General features: G+C 71.5%; 8 protein-coding genes. 6 read left to right on the forward strand and 2 right to left on the reverse strand.

The window, feature by feature from the left end:
- Positions 1–483: 483 nt before the first annotated feature.
- The 5 genes from treZ to glgB all read left to right on the forward strand — a co-directional run bounded on the left by treZ (position 484) and on the right by glgB (position 16,507).
- Positions 484–2,289 carry a malto-oligosyltrehalose trehalohydrolase gene (treZ, locus tag ACLBX8_RS14035; RefSeq protein ID WP_447699600.1) on the forward strand — a complete coding sequence of 602 codons (1,806 nt, stop codon included), beginning with the start codon at positions 484–486 and terminating at the stop codon, positions 2,287–2,289.
- On the forward strand, positions 2,286–7,187 hold the full coding sequence (locus ACLBX8_RS14040; RefSeq protein ID WP_447715332.1) for a malto-oligosyltrehalose synthase: 4,902 nt from the start codon (positions 2,286–2,288) through the stop codon (positions 7,185–7,187). The genes treZ and ACLBX8_RS14040 overlap by 4 nt, the downstream gene beginning before the upstream one ends.
- Positions 7,188–7,404: 217 nt before the next feature.
- A complete protein-coding gene (locus ACLBX8_RS14045) occupies positions 7,405–10,800 on the forward strand; it encodes a maltotransferase domain-containing protein (RefSeq protein WP_447715333.1) in 3,396 nt (1,131 codons plus the stop codon).
- Between the two features lie 149 nt (positions 10,801–10,949).
- Positions 10,950–14,228 carry a maltose alpha-D-glucosyltransferase gene (gene treS / locus ACLBX8_RS14050; RefSeq protein WP_020093336.1) on the forward strand — a complete coding sequence of 1,093 codons (3,279 nt, stop codon included), beginning with the start codon at positions 10,950–10,952 and terminating at the stop codon, positions 14,226–14,228.
- Entirely contained in the window at positions 14,225–16,507 is a 2,283-nt protein-coding gene (gene glgB, locus ACLBX8_RS14055; RefSeq protein ID WP_447715334.1) for a 1,4-alpha-glucan branching protein GlgB, read from the forward strand. The genes treS and glgB overlap by 4 nt, the downstream gene beginning before the upstream one ends.
- A gap of 263 nt (positions 16,508–16,770) precedes the next feature.
- Here glgB and glgA read toward each other — a convergent pair whose 3' ends face one another.
- Positions 16,771–18,309: a glycogen synthase GlgA gene (gene glgA, locus ACLBX8_RS14060; RefSeq protein WP_447715335.1), complete on the reverse strand. Its 1,539-nt coding sequence runs from the start codon at positions 18,307–18,309 to the stop codon at positions 16,771–16,773.
- A gap of 350 nt (positions 18,310–18,659) precedes the next feature.
- Positions 18,660–20,246, reverse strand: a complete 1,587-nt coding sequence (locus tag ACLBX8_RS14065; protein ID WP_020093339.1) for an alpha-amylase family glycosyl hydrolase — start codon at positions 20,244–20,246, stop codon at positions 18,660–18,662.
- A 404-nt stretch (positions 20,247–20,650) separates the two neighbouring features.
- On the opposite strand from ACLBX8_RS14065, the gene ACLBX8_RS14070 reads away from it, so the two are divergent.
- Positions 20,651–23,188 (forward strand): glycogen/starch/alpha-glucan phosphorylase, encoded by a 2,538-nt coding sequence (locus tag ACLBX8_RS14070; RefSeq protein ID WP_447699605.1) that lies wholly within the window; start codon positions 20,651–20,653, stop codon positions 23,186–23,188.
- The last annotated feature ends 42 nt before the right edge of the window (positions 23,189–23,230 follow it).

A 23,230-nucleotide genomic window follows, 5' to 3' on the forward strand; every position in this document is an offset into this window, starting at 1 on the left:
GCGGTCGCCCGCGAGCGGCTGCGGGTAGCGCAGGTCGGCCCAGTAGACGAAGGTGAAGGGCAGGTCGGGCTCCGCGACCCGGAGCCCGAGATTGCGGTCGAGCCCCTCGCGGATCGCGGCGCGCCACCAGGCGGCCTTCTCGTCCCGGGGCGGCTTGTTGGCGAGCCCGTGGATGCCGATGATGTGCGTCCGACCCAGTGTCCGCTCCCAGACCGAAGAGAGTGCCGGCCGGGCAAGATAGGGCCGCCCCGCGCGGACGGAACTGCGGCTTAGTTTCCGCGCGGCCCGCCGTCACGCCGCTGCCCTCCGCCGTCACCTGGCCGTCACCTCGCCGTCACGCCCGCCGATACCCCATTGCCACGCGGCCGCTCCGCCATAGCTGCGCTGCGGGAACCGGATCGGGCCCGGGGCCTTCTCCCACGACAGATGATCCTGCCGCGCTTGCGTCCCGGTCGCGCGGCCAATGACGAGGACGGTGGCCCGATGCGGCGCGCCCACAGCATGGATTTCGGGGCCGAGATGGTCGGGGGCGGCGTCCGCTTCGCCCTCTGGGCGCCCACCGCCCGGAGCGTCGACCTCGTCGTCGACGGCGTCGACCACCCGCTGCCCGAATCCGGCGGCGGCTGGCGCCGCACGGCCCTGCCGGGGGTGAAGCCCGGCGCCCGCTACGGCTTCCGCGTCGACGGCGACCTCGTCGTGCCCGATCCCGCCTCCCGCTTCCAGCCGGACGACGTCTCGGGCCTCAGCGAGGTGATCGACCCGCGGAGCTTCGAGTGGTCCGACGCGGGCTGGACCGGGCGGCCCTTCGAGGAGGCGGTGATCTACGAGTGCCATGTCGGCACCGCGACGCCGGAGGGCACCTATGCCGGCCTGCAGGCCCGGCTTCCCGACCTCAAGGCGCTCGGCGTCACCGCCCTCGAGCTGCTGCCGCTCGCCGACTTCAAGGGCTCGCGCAACTGGGGCTACGACGGCGTCCAGCCCTACGCGCCGGACGGCGCCTACGGTCGACCGGACGACCTCAAGCGCCTGATCGACGCCGCCCACGGGCTGGGCCTGATGGTCTATCTCGACGCGGTCTACAACCACTTCGGGCCGGCCGGGAACTACCTCCACGCCTATGCCGGGACGTTCTTCACCGAGCGCCACCAGACCCCCTGGGGCGCGGGCATCAACTTCGACGGCAAGGAGAGCGGCGCCACGGTGCGGCAGTTCTTCATCCAGAACGCCCTGTACTGGCTGGAGGAGTACCATTTCGACGGCCTGCGCTTCGACGCCGTCCACGCCATCCTCGACGATTCGCCCCGCCACTTCCTGGCCGAGCTCGGCGAGACGGTCCGGAGGATCTTCCCGAACCGGCAGATCCACCTGATGCTGGAGAACGAGGCCAACCAGGCCCGCTGGCTGGAGCGCGACGCCGCCGGGCGCCCGAAGATGCACGACGCCCAGTGGGCCGACGACCTGCACCATTGCTGGCACGTCCTGCTGACGGGCGAGGACGCCGGCTACTATAAAAGCTTTGCCGACAAACCGGTCGCCCACCTGGCCCGCTGCCTCGCCGAGGGCTTCGCCTACCAGGGCGAGCCCTTCCCGACGCTCGACAACCACCCGCGCGGCGAGCCCTCCGGGCACCTGCCGCCCTCCGCCTTCGTGACCTTCCTGCAGAACCACGATCAGGTCGGCAACCGGGCGCTCGGCGAGCGGCTCAACCACCTCGCGGATCCCAAGAAACTCGACCTCGCCCGGGCCGGGCTCCTCCTGGCACCGCAGATCCCGATGCTCTGGATGGGCGAGGAATGGTCGGCCTCCGCGCCGTTCCTGTTCTTCGTCGACTTCGCGCCCGACGCGGAACTGAACAAGGCGGTGCGCGACGGACGCCGCCGGGAGTTCAAGAGCTTCGCGGCCTTCGCGGACGACACCTCCAAGATCCCGGACCCGACCGAGGCCGAGACCTTCGCGGCCTCGAAGCTCGACTGGTCCGAGCGGGAGCGCTCGCCCCACCGCGAGGTGCTGGCCGAGACGACGCGGCTCCTGGGGCTGCGCCGCGACTTGGTCGTGCCCCTGGCGAAGTCCGGCTACGACGGCGCCGCCGCCGCGATGCCGCGCCCGGACGTGGTCGACTGCACGTGGCGCTTCGGCGCCGGCACCCTGCGCTTCGTCGCCAATGTCGGGACCGAACCCTTCGCGCTGGATCCGGGCGGTGCCCGGCTGGTCTGGACCAACGCCCCGGACGGGGCCGGACGCGATCTCCCGTCCTGGACGGGCGTGTTCCTGACGGAGTCCCGCGCGTGAGCCGCCTCGAGACACTCGCCGACCTCGTCGGCGTCGCCCCCGGCTACACCGACGCCTTCGGCCAGCCCGTCGAGACGTCGCTGGAGGTGCGCCGCGGCCTGCTGGCGGCCCTCGGCTTCGCGGTGGAGGACGAGGCGGCGATCGCCGCGAGCCTCGCGGAGGTCGAGCGCCTGCGCCGCGGCCTGATCCCGCCGCTCCTGCCGGTGGAGGCCCGCCGGGCCGCCCGGGTGCCGGTGCGCCCGCAGGACGGCGCGCCCCACACCCTGGTGTGGCGCCTCGTCGACGAGCGCGGCGCCGCTCGCGAGGGCCGGGCCAACCCGCAGGGGTCGGAGCCCGGCTTCGAGCTGCCGCCGCTGACCCCGGGCTACCACCGCCTCACCGTCCAGGCCGGGCAGACCCGCACCGAATCCTGGGTGATCGCCGCGCCGCAGCGCTGCTGGCGCCCGCGGCCCTACACGGAGGAGGGCGCCTCCGACTGGGGCATGGCCGCCCAGCTCTACGGCCTGCGCTCGGCCACCAATATCGGCATCGGCACCTACGCGGATGCCGGCGAGGCCGCCCGCGAGGCCGCCCTGCGCGGGGCGGCGTTCCTGGGGCTCAGCCCGGTCCACGCCCTGTTCGGCTCCGACCGGACCAAGATCTCGCCCTACTCGCCGTCCTCGCGGCTGTTCCTGGAGACCCTGTTCATCGCCCCGCGCAGCCTGCCGGGGCTCGCGGGCTCCCGGGCCGAGGCGCTGCTCGCCGAGCGCGCGGACGCGATCACGGCTTTGCGCGAGGCCGCCCTCGTCGACCACCAGGGCGTCCACGACGTGCTCGACCCGGTGCTCCGGGCGCTCTGGGCCGAGTCGCCGGCCCGGGCCGGCACCGATGCGGGCTTCGAGCAGTTCCGCCAGGAGGGCGGGGAGGATCTCGAAGCGCACGCCCTGTTCGAGGCGCTGTCCGAGCATTTCCGGGGGCAGGGGGCGCACTGGCTGGGCGACTGGCCGGAGGCGTATCGCCGCGCCGGCACGGAGGCGGTCCGAGCCTTCGCGGCGGAGAACGCGGACCTCGTCGGCTACCACGCGTGGCTGCAGTACCTCGCCGACCGGCAGCTCGCCGAGGCCTCCGCGGCGGCGCTCGGGGCCGGAATGCGGGTCGGGCTCTACCGCGACCTCGCGGTCGGCGCCGACCGGGGCGGCTCCGAGATCTGGTCGCATCCCGAGCGCTTCGCCGACAAGGTGTCGATCGGCGCGCCGCCGGACCTGCTCGCACCGAAGGGTCAGAACTGGGGCCTGCCGGCCTTCGATCCGCTGGCGATGGAGCGCGACGGGCTCGCGGCCTTCCGGGCCCTGGTCCAGGCCAACATGCGCCACGCCGGCGCGATCCGGATCGACCACGCCTTCCAGCTCGCCCGCCTGTTCCTGATCCCGCTGGGGGCGGGGGCCCAGGCCGGAGCCTACGTGGCCATGCCGTTCGAGCCGATGCTGGCGGTGCTGCGGCTGGAGAGCCACCGCAACAAGTGCCTCGTCATCGCGGAGGATCTCGGCACGGCGCCGGAAGGCTTCTCCGACGCGCTGATGCGGGCCGGGGTGCTGAGCTACCGGATCCTCGCCTTCGAGCGCGAGGCCGACGGACGCTTCAAGCCGCCCTCGGCCTACCCGCGGGACGCGCTCACCGCCATCACCACCCACGACCTGCCGACCTTCGTCGGCTGGTGGCGCGGGGTCGACACCGACACCCGCCAGTCGCTCGGCCTCTACGATCAGGAGCGGGCCGAGGTCGAGCGGGGCGAGCGCGTCGTCGAGCGCCGCCGCCTCGCCGAGGCGCTGGCGGCCGAGCAGCTGCTGCCCTCCGCCGAGCCGCCGGATTCCGCGCCCTTCGAGGCCGCCGCCCGCTACCTCGCCCGCGCGCCCGCGATGCTCACCGCCGTCCAGTACGAGGACGTGGTCTCGGAACTCGCCCAGGCCAACGTGCCCGGCTCGACCGAGGGCTACCCGAACTGGCGGCGCAAGCTCGACCGGGATCTCGTGGACATCGCCGCCCCCGGCGGGCCGCTGGCGAAGCTCGCGGCGTCCCTCTCGGCCGAGGCGCGGGGCCCGCGCTCGGGCGCCGCGCGGCTCGCCGCGCCGCCGCCGCGCGCGACCTACCGGCTGCAGTTCCACAAGGACTTCACCTTCGCGGATGCGGGCCGGATCGTCCCCTACCTGCACCGGCTCGGGATCAGCCACGTCTACGCCTCGCCGCTCCAGAAGGCGCGGCCCGGCTCGACCCACGGCTACGACATCGTCGATCACGGCGCGATCAACCCGGAGCTCGGCGGCGAGGAGGGCTTCATCGCGCTCTCCGAGACGCTCCACGCCCACGGGATCAAGCTCCTGCTCGACATCGTCCCGAACCACATGGGCGTCGGCGGCTCCGACAATCCGTGGTGGCTCTCGGTGCTGGAATGGGGCTCCCTGTCGCCCTTCGCCGACGCCTTCGACATCGACTGGCAGCGGCTCGGGGCCGGGCGCAACCTCGTGATCCCATTCCTCGGCGACCGCTACGGTGAGGCCCTGGAGAAGGGCACGCTAGAATTGAAGTTCGACCCCGAGACCGGCGCCTTCAGCGTCTGGCACTACGAGCACCAGCTGCCGATCCGCCCCTTGAGCTACCCGACCATCCTCAACCGGGTGATCGCCGCGATCGGGGCGGTGGACGACGACACCACCGCGGAACTGCTCGCCATCTCCGAGCGGCTGCGGGCGATGTCGATCGATACCGACGAGACCCGCCGCAAAGGCTTCCCCGAGGAGGCCGAGGGGCTGAAGCGCCGGCTCGCCGAGATCTACGGCGTGTCGCCGCTGATCCAGGAGGCCACCGCCAGCACGCTGGCGCTGCTCAACGGCTTCAAAGGCCGCCCGGACAGTTTCGGGCCGTTGCACCGGCTGCTGGAGGCGCAGGCCTACCGGCTGGCCCACTGGCGGGTGGCGTCGAGCGACATCAACTACCGCCGCTTCTTCGACGTGAACTCGCTCGCCGGCCTGCGGGTCGAGCTGTCCGACATCTTCCACCGCTCGCACGAGACCGTGTTCCGGCACGTCCGCGAGGGCCGGATCGACGGCCTGCGCATCGACCATATCGACGGCCTCGCCGACCCGCTGGGCTACGCAAGGGCGCTCCAGGCGGCTGTCGGACCGGGCTTCTACGTCGTCGTCGAGAAGATCCTGGAGCCGGGCGAGCGGCTGCGGCCCTGGCCGGTGGCCGGGACCACGGGCTACGACGTGCTCAACCAGCTCGACGGGATCCTGGTCGACAAGAGCCGGCGCGGGAAAATCGAGCGGCTCTACACCTGGGCCACGGGGTTCGACGAGCCCTACGGCTTCCAGCTCCGCGCCGCCAAGGCCGAGATCCTCGAGATCAGCTTCGCGAGCGAGCTGGAGGTGCTGACCACCGACCTCAAGGAAGTCGCCGACGCCGACCGGCGCACCCGCGACTTCACCGTCAACGCGCTCCGCCGGGCGCTGATCGAGATCATCGCGCGCTTCCCGACCTACCGGAGCTACCTGCCGTCGGATCTGGAGGAGGGCGAGGTCGAGCCGGAGGATGTCCGCCTGATCGAGGGGGCCGTCGCCAAGGCCAAGCGCTGGTCGAGCCTGCCGGACCGCTCGGTCCACGACTTCGCCGCCGCGGTCCTGCTCGGGCGGATCGAGACGGCCGGGCCGGGCCGGCCGGACCCGCGGGTGGTTCTGCGCTTCCGCCGCCGGTTCCAGCAGCTCACCGGCCCGGTCATGGCCAAGAGCCTGGAGGACACGCTGTTCTACCGCTACGCCTGTCTCCTCGGCCTCAACGAGGTCGGCGGCGATCCGGGCGAGTACGGGATCGACGCGGAGCACTTCCACGACCTGCAGACCGCCCGCGCCCGCGACTGGCCGAGCGCCATGATCACCACGGCGACCCACGACACCAAGCGCGGCGAGGATGCCCGCACGCGGCTGCTCGCCCTCTCGGAGATCCCCGAGGAATGGGCCAGGGCCTGGGACCTGTGGCAGCGGGTCGCCGGCCCGCACCTCGCCCGGATCGACGGCGAGCCGGCCCCCGACGCCAACGACCAGTGGATGTTCTTCCAGGCGATCCTGGGCGCCTGGCCGCTGGAGCTTCTGGAGCGGGACGAGTCCGGGGCGATCGCGGAGTTCCGCGACCGGCTGATCGCCTACGGCGAGAAGGCTATGCGGGAGGGCAAGCGCCGGTCGAGCTGGGTCAACGTCGACGAGGTCTACGAGGGCGCGGTCAAGCGGCTGTTCACGGCGCTGATCACCCCGGGCTCGGATTTCCTGAGCGCGCTCCGGCCCTTCGCCCGGCGTCTCGCCCATCTCGGCATGCTGGCGAGCCTCGGCCGGACGGTCCTGAAATGCACCCTGCCGGGCCTGCCCGACACCTACCAGGGCACCGAGATCTGGGACTTCTCCTTCGTCGACCCCGACAACCGCCGCCCGGTGGACTACCCGGCCCTGGAACGGATGCTGGAGGAGGGCGGGGCGCCCGCCGACCTGCTGGGCCACTGGCCGGACGGGCGGGTCAAGCAGGCGACGCTCACGCGGCTCCTCGCCGAGCGGGCCGAGCGCCCGGACTTCTACGCCAGCGCCGCCTACGAGCCCGTCGCGGCCACCGGCGCCCGGGCCGACCACGTCATCGCCTACCGGCGGACCGACCCCGTCCAAGAGGGCGGCGACCTGTTCGTGGCGGTGCCGCGGCTGGTGGCGGGCTTCGTCGGGGACGCCGTCTGGTCGGGCGAGGCCTTTGCCGGCACCCGGGTCGATCTCGGGGCGGGGACGCGCTGGCGGGACCTCGCCTCGGGGCGGGTGGTGGAGGGGGAGGGGGCCGATCTCGGCGCTCTCCTGCGCGACCTCCCCTACGCGGTGCTGCGGCGGGAACCGTGACCGCGCCGTCATCGCGAGCGGAGCGAGGCGACCCAGGGCAGCGCGACCTGGATCAGCGTGGCGCCGCTCGCAGAGACGGCGGCGGTCCGGGCGCGTCTTCCGGTGGCCCCTCCGCAGCCCTGTCACGCGACTCTGCTGAGACACGTCGGACCGGATCGCGCGGCACAGCCCGGCGGTTCGGGCGTTACGACACTGGGAACGGGAGCCGAGAGGCAGCATGAACGCACCGACCAAAGCCGCTGCGACGTCCGGGGCCGCGGCCGTCCTGCCGGCCGCGCTGGCCCCCCGGGCCGAGGGGCCGCGGATCTACAACCTGTTCCCGCTCCTGGTCGGGCGCGTCTCGGACTGGACGGCCGAGCTGCCGCGGATCGCCGCCCTCGGCTTCGACTGGGTCTACCTCAACCCGTTCCACCAGACCGGCGGCTCGCGGAGCCTCTACGCGGTCGCCGATCCCGAGCGCCTGGACGAGCGGTTCCGCGACCCCGACGGCACGCCCGACGACGAGCAGATCCGCCGCTTCTGCACCGCCGCCGCGGCTCTGGGCCTGTCGGTGATGACCGACCTCGTGATCAACCACACCGCCGACAACGCCCGGCTCGCCACCGAGCGGCCCGACCTGTTCATGAAGGAGCCCGACGGCTCGATCATGCACCCGGCCGCCGTCGACCCGGACGACCCGTCGATCCGCACCGTCTGGGGCGACTTGGCCGAGCTCGACTACCACACCCCCTCGGCCCGGGACGAACTCACCCGGATCTGGGGCGCCTACGTGGCGCATCTTCAGGGCCTCGGCGTGAAGGGCTTCCGGTGCGACGCCGCCTACAAGGTGCCGCCGGAGATCTGGCGGGTGCTGATCGGGCAGGCCAAGAGCCAAGACCCCGCCTGCCTGTTCGCCGCCGAGACCCTGGGCTGCACCTTCGAGGAGGCCCGGGCCACGGCCGGCGCCGGCTTCGACTATCTGTTCAACTCCTTCGCGTGGTGGGACCTGAGGAAGCCCTGGGCGCTCGAGCAGTACGAGCGCCTGCGGGTGCTGGCCCCCTCGATCGCCTTCCCCGAGAACCACGACATGACGCGGCTCGCCGCCGAGATCGGCGGCGGCCCGGAGGCGGTGGCGGCGCATCTGCGCACCCGCTACGCGCTCGCGGCCTTCTTCTCGGCCGGCGTGCTCATGCCGATCGGCTACGAGTGGGGCTACCGGCGGGCGCTGCACGTGGTCGAGACCACCCCGCGCGACCGCGAGAACGAGACCGGCATCGACATCTCCGGCTCCATTCGGGCGATCAACGCCCTGCGGGCGGAGCTGCCGGCCGCCAATGTCGAGGGCGCGCAGATCCGGATCTCGGCCCCCGACAGCGATCTGGTGGCGCTCGCCCGCTTCGACACCGGCCACCCGGCCTCGGCGCGGCACGGGTTGATCGTGCTCTTCAACCCGACTGACCGGCCGGTGCCGGTCGAGGCCGGCGCGCTCGTCGCCCGCACCGGCGGGATGCTCGGCGCCTTCGTCGACCGGACCCCGGAGGCCGAGCCGATCGCGTTCCATCCCGGAAGCGCCATCGACCTGATGCCGGGCGAGTTGCGCATCCTCGCGGCCAGCGCCCAGGAGGTCGCCCGGCAGCCGGCGCGCGGCACCCCGGACGGGGAGGGAAGGGTGGTGATCGAGGCGGTCAGCCCCGAGATCGACGGCGGTCGCTCGGCGGTGAAGCGGATCGTCGGCGAGTCCCTGCGGGTCGAGGCCGACATCTTCTCCGACGGCCACGAGATCATCGACGCCGCGATCCTGTCGCGGGTCACCGGCCCCGAGGCGTCTGGAGGCGAGACTTGGCGCGAGGACCCGATGGTCTTCGTCGACAACGACCGCTGGGCCGGGCACTTCCCCCTGGAGCGGAACGCCCGCTACGAGTTCACCCTGATCGCGTGGCGCGACGCCTTCTCGTCCTGGGTGCGCGACACCCTGAAGAAGCGCGCCGCCGGCGTCGACGTGCGGCTCGAGACGATCGAGGGCGTGGCGCTCGTCGGGACCGCGGCCTCGCTCGCCCGGACCCGCGGCGGCCGCGACGCCGAGCGCCTCGCCGCGCTCGTGGCCGCGCTCGCCGCCGAGGAGACCGGCTCGGCCGCCCAGCTCGACCGGATCCTCGCCCCCGACGCGTCGAGCCTCGTGCGCCGGAACGCCGAGCGGGTGAACCTGACCCGCTATCCCGTGACCCTGCCGGTGATCGCCGACCGCCTCGCGGCCCGGTTCTCCGCTTGGTACGAGATCTTCCCGCGCTCCCAGTCGATGGACGTGAACCGCCACGGCACCTTCGACGACGTCATCCGGCGCCTGCCCGAGATCCGCGAGCTCGGCTTCGACGTTCTCTACTTCACGCCGATCCACCCCGTGGGTCGGACCAACCGCAAGGGGAAGAACAACACCCTCAAGGCCGAGCCCGGCGATGTCGGCTCGGTCTACGCGGTGGGCTCGGAGGAGGGCGGGCACGAGGCCGTGCATCCCGACCTCGGCACGCTCGCGGATTTCGAGCGGCTGGTCGCGGCGAGCCACGCCTACGGCATGGAGATCGCCCTCGACTTCGCGATCCAGTGCTCGCCGGACCATCCCTGGATCAAGAACCACCCGGAATGGTTCGAGTGGCGCCCCGACGGCACCCTGAAATTCGCCGAGAACCCGCCGAAGAAGTACGAGGACATCTCGAACGTCCACTTCTACGGGGGCGCCCTGCCCTCGCTCTGGATCGAGCTGCGCGACATCCTGCTCGGCTGGTGCGCGCGCGGTGTGCGCATCTTCCGGGTCGACAACCCGCACACCAAGCCGATCCCGTTCTGGGAATGGGTGATCGGCGAGGTCAACGGCCGCTACCCGGACGCGATCTTCCTCGCCGAGGCCTTCACCCGGCCGAAGATGATGAAGAAGCTCGCCAAGGCCGGCTACCAGCAGAGCTACACCTACTTCACGTGGCGCAATACGAAGCAGGAACTCACCGACTACGCCCTGGAGCTGGCCGGCGAGATGGGCGAGTACTACCGCCCGAACTTCTTCGCCAACACGCCCGACATCAACCCGTACTTCCTCCAGACCAGCGGGCGGGCGGGGTTCGTCATCCGCGGCACGCTCGCCGCGACCCTGTCGTCGGTCTACGGCATCTACAACGGCTTCGAGCTGTGCGAGGCCGCGCCGTACCCGGGCAAGGAGGAGTATCTCAACTCCGAGAAATACGAGCTGAAGGCCTGGGACTACGACCGGCCGGGCAACATCCGCGAGCACATCGTCAAGCTCAACAGGATCCGGCGCGAGAACCCCGCCCTCTGGGACTTCCGCAACGTGACCTTCACGGGTGCCTGGAACGACAACATCATCGCCTACGCCAAGGCGACGCCGGAGCGCGACAACTGCGTCTTCACCATGGTCAACCTCGACCCGAAGAACCGCCAGGAATGCACCTACGAGGTGCCGCTCTGGCTGTTCGGCCTGCCCGACGACGGCGCCGTCGAGGTCGAGGACCTGCTGCAGGGCTACACGTTCGAGTTGCGCGGCAAGACCCACCGCATCGCCCTCGATCCGGCCGAGCGATCCTGCGTGATCTGGCGCCTCCGGGCGCCGCGGCGGGTTGCGGGCTGAGGCCGCGCGTGGCACTCGGCCATGGCCCTTGAATGCGGCGGCGGGAATTCCCGTCGCCGACCCTCGCACCCGCGCGGCGGCCCACCGCCCGCGCCCCGGCCGGGTCCCCCGCCGGTCCCGTCAGACTCGACCGATGAGGCAGCGACGCGATGATCGATCGCAGCGACCCGCAATGGTACCGTGACGCCATCATCTACCAGATCCACGTCAAGTCGTTCTTCGACTCGAACAACGACGGGATCGGGGATTTCGAGGGCCTGACCCAGCGCCTCGACTACGTGCGCGATCTCGGCGTGACGGCGATCTGGCTGATGCCGTTCTATCCCTCGCCGCTGCGCGACGACGGCTACGACATCGCCGATTACCGGGACATCAACCCGTCCTACGGGACCATGGAGGACTTCAAGGCCTTCGTGGAGGCGGCGCACGAGCGCGGTCTGCGGGTCATCACCGAGCTCGTCATCAACCACACCTCGGACCAGCACCCCTGGTTCCAAGCCGCCCGCGAGGCCCCTCCCGGCTCGCCCGAGCGCGACTTCTACGTCTGGTCGGACACCGACGAGCCGTACAAGGACACGCGGATCATCTTCCTCGACACCGAGGCGTCGAACTGGACCTGGGACCCGGTCGCCAAGCAGTATTTCTGGCACCGGTTCTACAGTCACCAGCCGGATCTCAACTTCGACAACCCGAAGGTGCTGGAAGCGGTCATCGACGTGATGCGCTACTGGCTCGACATGGGCGTCGACGGCCTGCGGCTCGACGCGATCCCCTACCTGATCGAGCGCGACGGCACGAACTGCGAGAACCTCGCCGAGACCCACGACGTCATCAAGGCGATCCGCGCCGCGCTGGACGCGAGCTACCCCGACCGGATGCTGCTCGCCGAGGCCAACCAGTGGCCCGAGGAGACCGCGCAGTATTTCGGCGACGGCGACGAGTGCCACATGGCCTTCCACTTCCCGCTGATGCCGCGGATGTACATGGCGATCGCCCGGGAGGACCGGCACCCGATCACCGACATCATGCGCCAGACCCCGGAGATCCCGGAGGGCTGCCAGTGGGCGATCTTCCTGCGCAACCACGACGAGCTGACGCTCGAGATGGTCACGGCCGAGGAGCGTGACTACCTCTGGTCGTTCTACGCCGCCGAGCGGCGCGCCCGGATCAACCTCGGCATCCGCCGACGCCTCGCGCCGCTCCTCGAGAACGACCGGCGCAAGATCGAGCTGATGAAGTCCCTCGTCCTGTCGATGCCCGGCACGCCGGTGCTCTACTACGGCGACGAGGTCGGCATGGGCGACAACATCTACCTCGGCGACCGCGACGGCGTGCGCACGCCGATGCAGTGGTCGCCCGACCGCAACGGCGGCTTCTCGCGGGCGAACCCGCAGAAGCTGTTCCTGCCGGCGATCCAGGACCCGATCTACGGGTTCGACGCGATCAACGTCGAGGCGCAGACCCAGGCCCAGACGAGCCTGCTGAACTGGACGCGGCGCATGATCGCGATCCGCAACAACAGCGTCGCGCTGGGGCGCGGCACCATCCAGTTCCTGTACCCGTCGAACCGGAAGGTGCTCGCCTGGATCCGCGAGCACGAGGACGAGCGGATCCTGTGCGTGGCGAACCTGTCGCGCGCGCCGCAGGCGGTGCAGCTCGACCTGTCGGAGCTGCGCACCGCGGTGCCGATCGAGCTGACCGGCGGCACCGAGTTCCCGCCGATCGGCGACCTGCCCTACCTGCTGACCCTGCCGTCCTACGGCTTCTACTGGTTCTCCTTGAGCGCCGCCCGGTCGGGGGTGATCGGCCCGCAGCAGGAGCCGCCCGAGCTGTTCACCCTCGTGCTCACCGGCGGGATCGAGACCCTGATGAGCGGGCGCGAGCGCGTCGCCTTCGAGCGCACCGTGGTGCCGCCGTTCCTGACGAGCCGGCGCTGGTTCGGCGCCAAGGGCTCGCGGATCAAGGCCACGAAGGTCGTCGACTGCGCCGCCCTGAAGGACGTCGACGGCAGCGCGCGCTTCCTGCTGCCGCGGCTGCAGGTGCAGCTCGCCAGCGGCGAGACCCAGGAATACTTCGTGCCCGTGGGCGTCGAGGAGGGCCGCGAGGACGAGACCCTCATGCCCTTCGCGGTGGCGCGGGTGCGCCGGGGGCCGCGCACCGGCCTGCTCTACGGGGCGGCCGGCTCCAACGACTTCGCCGCCTGCCTGATCGACGACATGCGGCAGGCCCGCGAGATCCCCACGGAGACCGGGCGGCTCGTCTTCGCCGTCACCTCGGCCTTCGACCCGGACGTCACGGTCGACGTGGCCGACATCCGCCGGCTCTCGGGCGAGCAGAGCAACACCTCGATCGCCATCGGCTCGAAGATGATGCTCAAGCTGCTGCGCCGCCTGCAGCCGGGCCTGCATCCCGAGATCGAGGTCGGGCGCTTCCTCACCGAGAAGGCGGGGTTCTCGAACACCCCCGCCCTGCTCGGCACCCTGGAGCACGTCGCCGAGGACGGCACCCGGACCGCCCTGGCGGTCCTGCAGAAGTTCGTGATGAACCAGGGCGACGCCTGGACCCTGATGCTGGAGGGCCTGCGCCGGGACTTCGAGACCGTGGTGCTCACGCCCGAGAGCGAGGCCGCGACCCCCGAGGAGGCGTTCCAGGCCCACCGGCCCTGGGCCGACCTGCTCGGCCGGCGCACCGCCGAGCTGCACGCGGCGCTCGCCATCGAGACCGACGACCCGGCCTTCGCGGCCGAGCCGTTCACCGGGGACGACCTCGCCGTGCTGGCGCGTGACGCCCGCCACCAGGCCGAGCGCGCCTTCCGGGCGCTCAAGGGCCTCGCCGACCGCGGCCTCGACGCCGGCAAGCCGGCCTGCGCGGAGCTCGGCCAGCGCCGGGGCGAGGTCGAGGCGCTGATCGCCGCGCTCACCGAAGCGCCGGTCCGGGGCGCCCACAAGACCCGCATCCACGGCGACTACCATCTGGGCCAGGTGCTGGTCGCCGAGAACGACCTGATCATCGTCGACTTCGAGGGCGAGCCCTCGCGCCCGGCCGACGAGCGCCGGGCCAAGTCGATGCCCCTGCGGGACGTCGCCGGGCTGATGCGCTCCTTCGCGTACGGCGCCGAGACGGTGATCCGGGAGATCACCGCGCGGTTCGCCGATTCGGAGGAGCGGGCGCGGGACGCGGCGACCGCGTGGCGCGGCATGATCGAGGCGGCGTTCCTCGCCGGCTACGAGACCGCGGTCGAGGGCTCCCGGGCGGCGGTGACCGATTCGGAGAGCCGGACCCGGCTGCTGCGGCTCTGCCTGCTGACCAAGGCGCTCTACGAGGTCGACTACGAGGCCAACAACCGGCCGGACTGGATCGAAATCCCCGCCCGTGGGGTTCTCACCATTCTGGACACGGACGGACACGAGCCCGGAGCAACTGTATGACGGCGATCGACGAGACCTTCGCAACGCGGGTCGACCCGGAGGGGGCGACGGCGCGGTCCGCGGATGTCCCGGGCGCCGGCGCCGCGCAGCCGCCGAGCGTCCACCCGGACGCGGTCGCCGCGCTGATGGCCGCCAACCACGGCGACCCCTTCGCGGTGCTCGGCCCCCACCGGGTCGGGCCGAAGGCCTGGGAGGTGCGCGCCGTGCTGCCCGAGGCGCGGGCCGCCACCCTGGTGATGGACGGCCGCACCGCGCCCTTCGAGAAGCGCCACCCGGACGGGTTCTGGGTCGCGAAGGCCGAGGGCGAGCACCGGCCCCTCTACGAGATCGAGGTCGAGTCCTGGGACGGGACGAAGCGCCGCCGCTACGACCCCTACGGCTTCGGCTCCTCGATCGAGCAGTACGACGTGGCGGCGCTCCGCGAGGTCGGCACCAACCTCGTCTACCGGATGCTCGGCGCCCAGTCGGGGCAGCTCGACGGGATCGACGGGTTCCGCTTCGCCGTCTGGGCGCCCAACGCCCGCAAGGTCAGCGTCGTCGGCGACTTCAACGACTGGGACGGGCGGCGCCACCCGATGCGCCTCTGGCAGGACGGCGGCATCTGGGAGCTGTTCGTGCCGGGCCTCAAGGCCGGCGTGCGCTACAAGTTCGAGATCCGCGGCCCCGACGGATCCCTGGTCCCGCTCAAGGCCGACCCGGTCGCCTTCGCGGCCCAGCACCCGCCGGAGACCGCCTCGGTCACCCACGGGACGGGCGACTTCGACTGGCGCGATTCCGGCTGGATGAGCACCCGCGGCGCCAAGGACCCGCGCCACGCGGCGATCTCGATCTACGAGGTCCATCTCGGCTCCTGGGCGCGGGTGCCCGAGGAGGGCAACCGCTACCTCACCTACAAGGAACTCGGCGACCGGCTGATCCCCTACGTCAAGGATCTGGGCTTCACCCATATCGAGATGCTGCCGATCACCGAGTTCCCGTTCGACGGCTCCTGGGGCTACCAGCCGGTCTCGCTCTTCGCGCCGACGAGCCGCTTCGGAAGCCCTGAGGATTTCGCCGCCTTCGTGGACGCCGCCCACGAGGCCGGCATCGGCGTGCTGCTCGACTGGGTGCCGGGCCACTTCCCGCTCGACGCCCACGGGCTCGGCCTGTTCGACGGCACGCACCTCTACGAGCACGCCGATCCGCGCCAGGGCTTCCACCAGGACTGGGGCACCTACATCTACAATTTCGGGCGGACCGAGGTCGCGACGTTCCTCGCCGCCAACGCCCGGTTCTGGCTGGAGCACTACCACCTCGACGGCCTGCGCGTGGATGCCGTGGCGTCGATGCTCTACCTCGACTACTCGCGCCGCCAGGGCGAGTGGATCCCGAACCGCTACGGCGGCAACGAGAACCTCGACGCCATCGACTTCCTGCGCAAGACCAACGAGGCGACCTACAGCCACGCCCCCGGCACGATCACGGTGGCGGAGGAATCGACCTCCTGGCCGGGCGTCTCGCACCCGACCTACACGGGCGGCCTGGGCTTCGGCTTCAAGTGGAACATGGGCTGGATGCACGACACCCTGCATTTCATGCAGGAGGATCCGATCCACCGCCGCTACCACCACCACAACCTGACCTTCGGGCTGCTCTACGCCTTCTCGGAGAATTTCATCCTGCCACTCTCCCACGACGAGGTCGTGCACGGGAAGGGCTCGCTGCTCGGCAAGATGCCGGGCGACCGCTGGCAGAAATTCGCGAATCTCCGGGCCTATTACGGCTTCATGTGGGGGCATCCCGGCAAGAAGCTGCTGTTCATGGGCGGCGAGTTCGGCCAAGAGCGGGAGTGGAACCACGACAGCAGCCTGGACTGGCACCTCCTGGACGATCCCCTGCACAAGGGCGTCCAGAGCGTGATCCGCGACCTGAACCGGCTCTACGTCTCGACCCCGGCCCTCTACGGCCGCGACGTCGAGCATACCGGCTTCCAGTGGCTGGTGGCGGACGACCAGGACAACAGCGTCATCGCCTGGGCCCGCAAGGGTGCCAAGCCCGGCGAGGTGGCGATCGTGGTGTCGAACTTCACGCCGGTGCCGCGCGAGGGCTACCGGATCGGCGTGCCGCAGGCGGGTTTCTATCGCGAGGCGTTCAACTCGGATGCCGGGGTCTACGGTGGGTCCAACCTGGGCAACCAGGGCGGCCGCCACACCGACGATCAGGCGAGCCACGGCCAGGGGCAGAGCCTGTCGCTCACCCTGCCGCCGCTCGCCACGATGATCTTCCTGCTGGAGGGGTGAGGAGACTTTCGCCTTCGCCCAGGCGTCACCGCGTCGTCCCGGGGCCGCGCAGCGGAGCCCGGGATCCAGGCCCGCCGGCGGTCAAGGTCCGCACCGACGGCGGTCCGGGTCGCCCCCCTCCGGCATATCCGTCCGGGTCCGGCTGCGACGCCCCGGGACGACGGGCGCGGTGAAGCGGTGCGAGGGGAAGCGCCCGCGCCGTTGGTAGAGATGATCTGACCCGACCGGACCTACCCGCCCCGCAGGGGGCCCGCGAGAAATCCCTACGCCGCCCGCCAGCGCAGCCCGACGCTGTTGCCGATGGCCCGGCCGTAGAGCCCGGCATAGTCCTCGGCGGCCCGGTCCCAGCCGAAATGGGCCGCCATGGCCCGCCGCCGCATGGCGTTGAGGCGCTTCTTCTGGCCGAAGGCCTCCAGCGCCCGCCGCACCGCCGCCCCGAAGGAGGCGGCCGAAGCCTCCCCGAAGGTGAAGCCCGTCACGCCGTCCTCGACCGTGTCGGCGAGGCCGCCGGTCCGGCGCACGATCGGCAGGGAGCCGAAGCGCTGCGCGTACATCTGGGCGAGGCCGCAGGGCTCGAAGCGCGAGGGCATCAGCAGGAAGTCGCTGCCGGCGAACATCCGCCGGGCCTGCGCCTCCTCGAAGCCGACATGCACGCCGACCGCGTCGGGATGACGCTTGGCCAACCCCTGCAGCGCCTGCTCGAACCGGCCCTCGCCCTGGCCGATCACCACGAGCTGGCCGCCCCCGGCCACGATGGTCTCGGCCGCCTGCAGGCTCAGGTCGATGCCCTTCTGGTGCACGAGGCGCGACACGATGGCGAAGAGCGGCCCGCGGGAGACCGCGAGGCCGAATTGCTGGCGCACCGCCTCGGTGTTGGCGCGCTTGCCCTTCCAGTCGTCGATCTCGAACCGCGTGGCGAGGTGCGGGTCGGTGGTCGGATCCCAGCTCTCGTCGATGCCGTTCAGGATGCCGGCGAGCCGGCCCTGGCCGGCGCGGGTGCGCAGCAGCCCGTCGAGGCCACAGCCCAGCTCGGGCGTCTGGATCTCCCGCGCGTAGGTCTCGCTCACCGTGGTGACCTGCGAGGCGTAGAAGATGCCGGCCTTGAGGAAGGAGAGCTGTCCGTAGAACTCGGCGCCGTCGACCTGGAAGGCCGAGTCCGGCACGCCGAGCCGGGGCAGGGCGTCCCGGGGGAACAGGCCCTGGTAGGCGAGGTTGTGGATGGTCAGCACGCTCGGGACCCGCCGGCCGCGCCACGCGAGATAGGCCGGCGCCAGGGCCGCCTGCCAGTCGTTGAGGTGCAGGAGGTCGGCCGCCCAGTCGGGATCGGCGCCGGCGGCGAGGTCCGCCGCCGCGAGGCTGAGGCGGGCGAAGCGCAGGTCGTTGTCGCCGAAATCGCCGTGCTGGTCGCCGTAGGGCGTGCCGTCGCGCTCGTAGAGGTCGGGGCTGACCAGGACGTAGATCCGCAGGCCGTCGGCCGCCTCGACCAGGCCGAGGTCGCAGGCCGGGATGCCGGCGAACCCCTCGAGGCGGGCGACGACCGGGATTTCCGGGAAGGCGGCCCGGACCTGCCGGTAGCCCGGGATCAGGACGCGGATGTCGTAGTGCGGGACCAGGGCCCGGGGCAGGGCGGCCGAGACCTCGCCGAGGCCGCCGGTCTTCACGAAATCCGCCATCTCGGGCGTCGCGTAGAGGATGCGGCGGCGCAGCGAGGCCGGCCGGGCCGGAACCGGTACGGGACCGACGCCGTTCTCCTTGCCGGACGACCACTCGGCGAAGGGACCACCACGGCGCGCATCGAGCATCAGCATTGATCCTGGCCGGGCGGAATGCCCCGGTCTGGCAGTCGACCGGGCAGGCACGGCTGTCACGATCTCAACCACGGCCAATGCTCCTTCGCCGCGACGGTTCCGTTGCGACGCACAAAATAGGCCACCGTGGTGATTAAGCGTCACTTACCTATGTGGCATCGCAGCGAGAAATCGCGCCGCCACGGCGGATTTCGGCCTCTGGATACAGATCTTCGGCCCGGAACGACGGCGCCCGGCGTAACCGGACGGGTCCCGCATGTCCGTCTTCGCCCGATCGGCGGTGCCCGCCGAGCCCCTGATTCGGTCCCCGGCCTGACGGGTGCCGGAGCCGGGGCGGCCTCGCGTCACCCGGCGCGGCGCAGAATCACCCCCTCGGCGGGCTCCAGCGCGAGGGTGAGGCCGGCCGGCTCGCCCGCGCGCCCCGGACGGGTCGAGAGCAGCACGGTCCAGGCCCCCTCGGGGAGCGGCAGGTCCTGCGACGCCGCGCCGAAATTCAGGAGCACGCGCAGGACGTCCCCGTCGGCGAAGCGCTCGTAGGCGAACACCTCGGCGATCCCGAGCGGCACCTCGCGGTAGCCGCCCACGGCGAGCGCCGCGTGGTCGCGGCGCAGGGCGAGCAGCCGCCGGTGCAGGGTGAGCATCGAGCCCGGATCCGAGCGCTGGCTCTCGACGTTGCAGGCGGCCCAATCCGCCGCCAGCGGCAGCCAGGGTTCGGCCGTGGAGAAGCCGGCCTGGGGACTGTCGTCCCACTGCATCGGCGTGCGCTCCGGGTCGCGGCCGTGCCCGGGCTCGTTGTGCTCCCAGGGATCCCGGGCGCGGTCGGGCGGGATCGGCACGTGGCCGAGGCCGATCTCGTCGCCGTAGTAGAGGGTCGGCGTGCCCCGAAGGGTCAGCAGCAGCATCGCGGCGATGCGGGCCTGCGCCGGCCCGACCCGCGCGGCGATGCGCGGCTGGTCGTGGTTGCCCAGCACCCAGTTCGGCCAGCCGCCCTCGGGCAGGGCCGCCTCGTACTGCGCCACGAGGTCGGCCACCGCGTCGGCCCGCCACGGGGTCTGGATCAGCTGGAAATTGAACGGCAGGTCGGCCCCGGTCAGGTCCGGGCCGTAATAGGCGACCAGCCGCTCCACCGGCAGGTAGATCTCGCCGATCAGCACGCGCTCGCCGTACTGGCGCAGCACCGCCCGCATCCCGGCGATCACGTCGAAGATCTCGGGCCGGTCGGCGGAGTAGACCTGGGTGAAGCGGTTGATCTCGGGCGAGCCCGGCGCGTAGTCGGGATTGGCCGGGTTGTCGCGGAATCCCGCATCCTTCATCAGGTGCCAGATCACGTCGACCCGGAACCCGTCGACTCCGCGCTCCAGCCAGAAGCGGAGCACGTCGTGCATGGCCGCCCGCACCGCGGGGTTGCGCCAGTTCAGGTCCGGCTGCTCCGCCAGGAAGGCGTGGTAGTAGTACTGGCCTGTGGTCTCATCCAGCGTCCAGGCCGGGCCGCCGAAATTCGACAGCCAGTTGTTGGGCGGGCCGCCGCCGGGCGCCGGGTCGCGCCAGATGTACCAGTCCCGCTTCGGGCTCGCGCGCGACGACCGGCTCTCGGAGAACCAGGGATGCGCGATCGAGGAGTGGTTCGGCACGAAGTCGAGGATCACCTTCAGCCGACGCCGATGTGCCTCCGCCACGAGGGCGTCGAAATCGGCCAGCGTGCCGAACAGCGGGTCGATCCCGCAGTAATCGGCCACGTCGTAGCCGAAATCGGCCATGGGCGAGGGGTAGACCGGCGAGATCCACACGGCGTCGACCCCTAGCCATGCGAGGTAGTCCAGCCGCGCCGTGATGCCCGGCAGGTCGCCGACCCCGTCGCCGTTCGTGTCCTGAAAGGAGCGCGGATAGACTTGGTAGACGGTCCCGCGCTTCCACCAGACGGTGTCGGTCATGCTGCGCCCCTCGCATCGGCGGCCCACGCTTAACCGCTGACCCGCGCGCTGGCGACCGGCGATGGATGCGCTCAGAGCGCGCGCCGCGCGCGAAACGCCCCGACGCGGCGTCGCCCAGGGAATGGCTGCGCCCCCCAAAACCTGTGCGCATGCCCCTCACGCAGGGCGACGCCGCGCGGCTGTGCCTGGAATGTCACGCCGCCCTGCCATATCTCTTCCGCCGTGCCCGTGCGCTCCGCCGGAGCGGCGCTGCCACGACTTCGCCGGAAGCCGACCGCATCGTCGGACGCTTCGGGGCACGGATCGCCCGTCCGTTCATGCGGCGGCAATCCATCAAAAGAGATAATCCGCCCACGATACCCCCGGCGCTAGAATCCGGGGCGACGACTTTGGGGGACCCGCACGTGTTGAACGATGTTCTGACCCGGCCTGTGCCACAAGATGTCTCGCGCGACGAGCGCGCAACCGAGGCGCCCGCCCCGGCCGCCTGGACCGCCCCGGCTCTGTCCGGGAGCGGCGACGCGGTGGTGGACCTGCGCGAGGCGATCCGCGCCAAGCTCACCTTCACGCTCGGCCGCACGCCCGAGACCGCCCGCCCGCGCGACTGGTTCGCCGCGACGGCGCTGGCCCTGCGCGAGCGGATCGTGGCCGCCGCGCTGACCTCCGAGCGGAGCGTGCCGAACAAGCGCGTCTACTACCTGTCGCTGGAATTCCTGATCGGCCGGCTGATGTCGGACGCGCTGAACAATCTCGGCCTCACCGAGACGACCCGCGGCGCGCTCCGGGAGCTCGGGATCGATCTCGACGCCGTGCAGGACGCCGAGCCCGACGCGGCCCTGGGCAATGGCGGCCTCGGGCGGCTCGCCGCCTGCTTCATGGAGAGCATGGCCAGCATCGGCATCCCGGCCATGGGCTACGGCATCCGCTACGACCACGGCCTGTTCCGGCAGTCCTTCGAGGACGGCTGGCAGCGCGAGGCGCCGGAGACCTGGCTGGCCGAGGGCAACCCCTGGGAATTCGTCCGGCCCGAGGCGACCTACGCGATCGGGTTCGGCGGCACCGTCACGCTGTCCTCGCCGGAGGAGGGGGTGATCCGGCGCCACTGGCAGCCGGCCGAGACCGTGCGGGCGGTGGCCCACGACGTGCCGGTGGTCGGCTGGCGCGGCCGCCACGTCAACGGCCTGCGCCTGTGGAAGGCCGAGGCCGGCGAGCCCGTCGACCTCGCCCGCTTCAACGGCGGCGACCATGTCGGCGCAGTCGCGGCGCGGATGCGCGCCGAGGCGATCTCGCGAGTGCTCTACCCGAGCGATTCCTCGGCCGAGGGCCAGGAGCTGCGCCTGCGCCAGGAATACTTCTTCACCGCGGCCTCGATCCAGGATCTCGTGGCCCGCCACGTGGCCGAGCGCGGCGACGTCCGGTCCCTGCCGGACCACGCGGCGATCCAGCTCAACGACACGCACCCGGCCATCGCGGTGCCGGAGCTGATGCGCGTCCTCCTCGACGTCTACGGCCTCTCCTGGGAGGATGCGTGGCACGTCACCACGCACACGCTGCACTACACGAACCACACCCTCCTGCCCGAGGCCCTGGAGACCTGGCCGGTGGAGCTGATGGAGCGGCTGCTGCCGCGCCACATGCAGATCATCTACCTGATCAACTGGATGCACTTGGAGGAGCAGGCCAAGCACGGCCGCCAGGGATCGGCGGATGCCGCGGCCTACCTCGCGTCGATCTCGCTGATCGACGAGTCGCACGGGCGGCGGGTGCGGATGGGGCACCTCGCCTTCCACGGCGCGCGCCGGGTCAACGGCGTCTCGGCCCTGCACACGGACCTGATGCGCTCGACGGTCTTCTCCGACCTGCACGCGCTGGATCCGGACAAGATCGTCAACAAGACCAACGGCATCACCTTCCGCCGCTGGTTCCACAACGCCAATCCCGGCCTCACCCGGCTCGCCGTGGAGACGGTGGGCGCCGGCGTGCTGGACAATCCCGAGCTGCTCCGGGGCCTCGAGGCCCATGCCGAGGACCCGGCCTTCGTGGCGCGCTACGCGGCCGTGCGCCGGGAGCGCAAGGAGGCCCTGGCGGCGATCATCGCCGAGCGCACCGGCATCGACGTCGATCCGGCCGCTTTGTTCGACATCCAGGTCAAGCGCATCCACGAGTACAAGCGCCAGCTCCTCAACGTGGTCGAGACCGTGGCGCTCTACCAGGCAATCAAGGCCGAGCCGCACCGGGACTGGACGCCCCGGGTGAAGATCTTCGCCGGCAAGGCGGCGCCGAGCTACGTCCAGGCCAAGCTGATCATCAAGCTCGCCTGCGACGTCGCCAAGGCGGTGAACGACGATCCCGAGGTCGCGGACCGGCTGAAGGTGGTGTTCCTGCCGAACTACTCGGTGAGCCTCGCCGAATCGATCATCCCGGCCGCCGACCTGTCCGAGCAGATCTCCACCGCCGGCATGGAGGCCTCGGGCACCGGCAACATGAAGTTCGCCCTCAACGGCGCGCTCACGGTGGGGACCCTCGACGGCGCCAACATCGAGATCCGCGACCATGTCGGGGCGGACAACATCTTCATCTTCGGCCTGGAGGCCGACGGCGTCCGCGCCCGGCAGGCCGAGCCGGACTACGCGGCCCGGGCGATCCAGGCCTCGCCGCGGCTGGCCGCCGCCCTCGACATGATCGCCTCGGGACGGTTCTCGCCGGAGGAGCCGGGCCGGTTCCGGCCGCTCACCGACGACCTGCGCCGGCGCGACCAGTACCTGCTCACCGCCGATTTCGACGATTACTGGCGGGTGCAGCGGTCGATCGACGCCGCGTGGCGCGATCCCCGCGGCTGGTGGGCGAAGGCGATCCGCAACACCGCCCGCATGGCGTGGTTCTCCTCCGATCGCGCCATGCGCGAGTACGCCGAGGAGATCTGGCGGGTACGCCTGGGCTGAGTCGCCACCGGCCCGCTCCCGCGCGGGAGCGGGCCTGCGCCG

It is taken from the genome of Methylobacterium sp. D48H (assembly GCF_053345715.1).

Excerpts from the sequence above, each read along its gene's own strand:
- ACLBX8_RS14065 (WP_020093339.1), bottom strand. The coding sequence starts at position 20,246 with ATGACCGACACCGTCTGGTGGAAGCGCGGGACCGTCTACCAAGTCTAT.
- ACLBX8_RS14045 (WP_447715333.1), top strand. The coding sequence starts at position 7,405 with ATGAACGCACCGACCAAAGCCGCTGCGACGTCCGGGGCCGCGGCCGTC.
- glgA (WP_447715335.1), bottom strand. The coding sequence starts at position 18,309 with ATGCTCGATGCGCGCCGTGGTGGTCCCTTCGCCGAGTGGTCGTCCGGC.
- glgB (WP_447715334.1), top strand. The coding sequence starts at position 14,225 with ATGACGGCGATCGACGAGACCTTCGCAACGCGGGTCGACCCGGAGGGG.
- treS (WP_020093336.1), top strand. The coding sequence starts at position 10,950 with ATGATCGATCGCAGCGACCCGCAATGGTACCGTGACGCCATCATCTAC.
- treZ (WP_447699600.1), top strand. The coding sequence starts at position 484 with ATGCGGCGCGCCCACAGCATGGATTTCGGGGCCGAGATGGTCGGGGGC.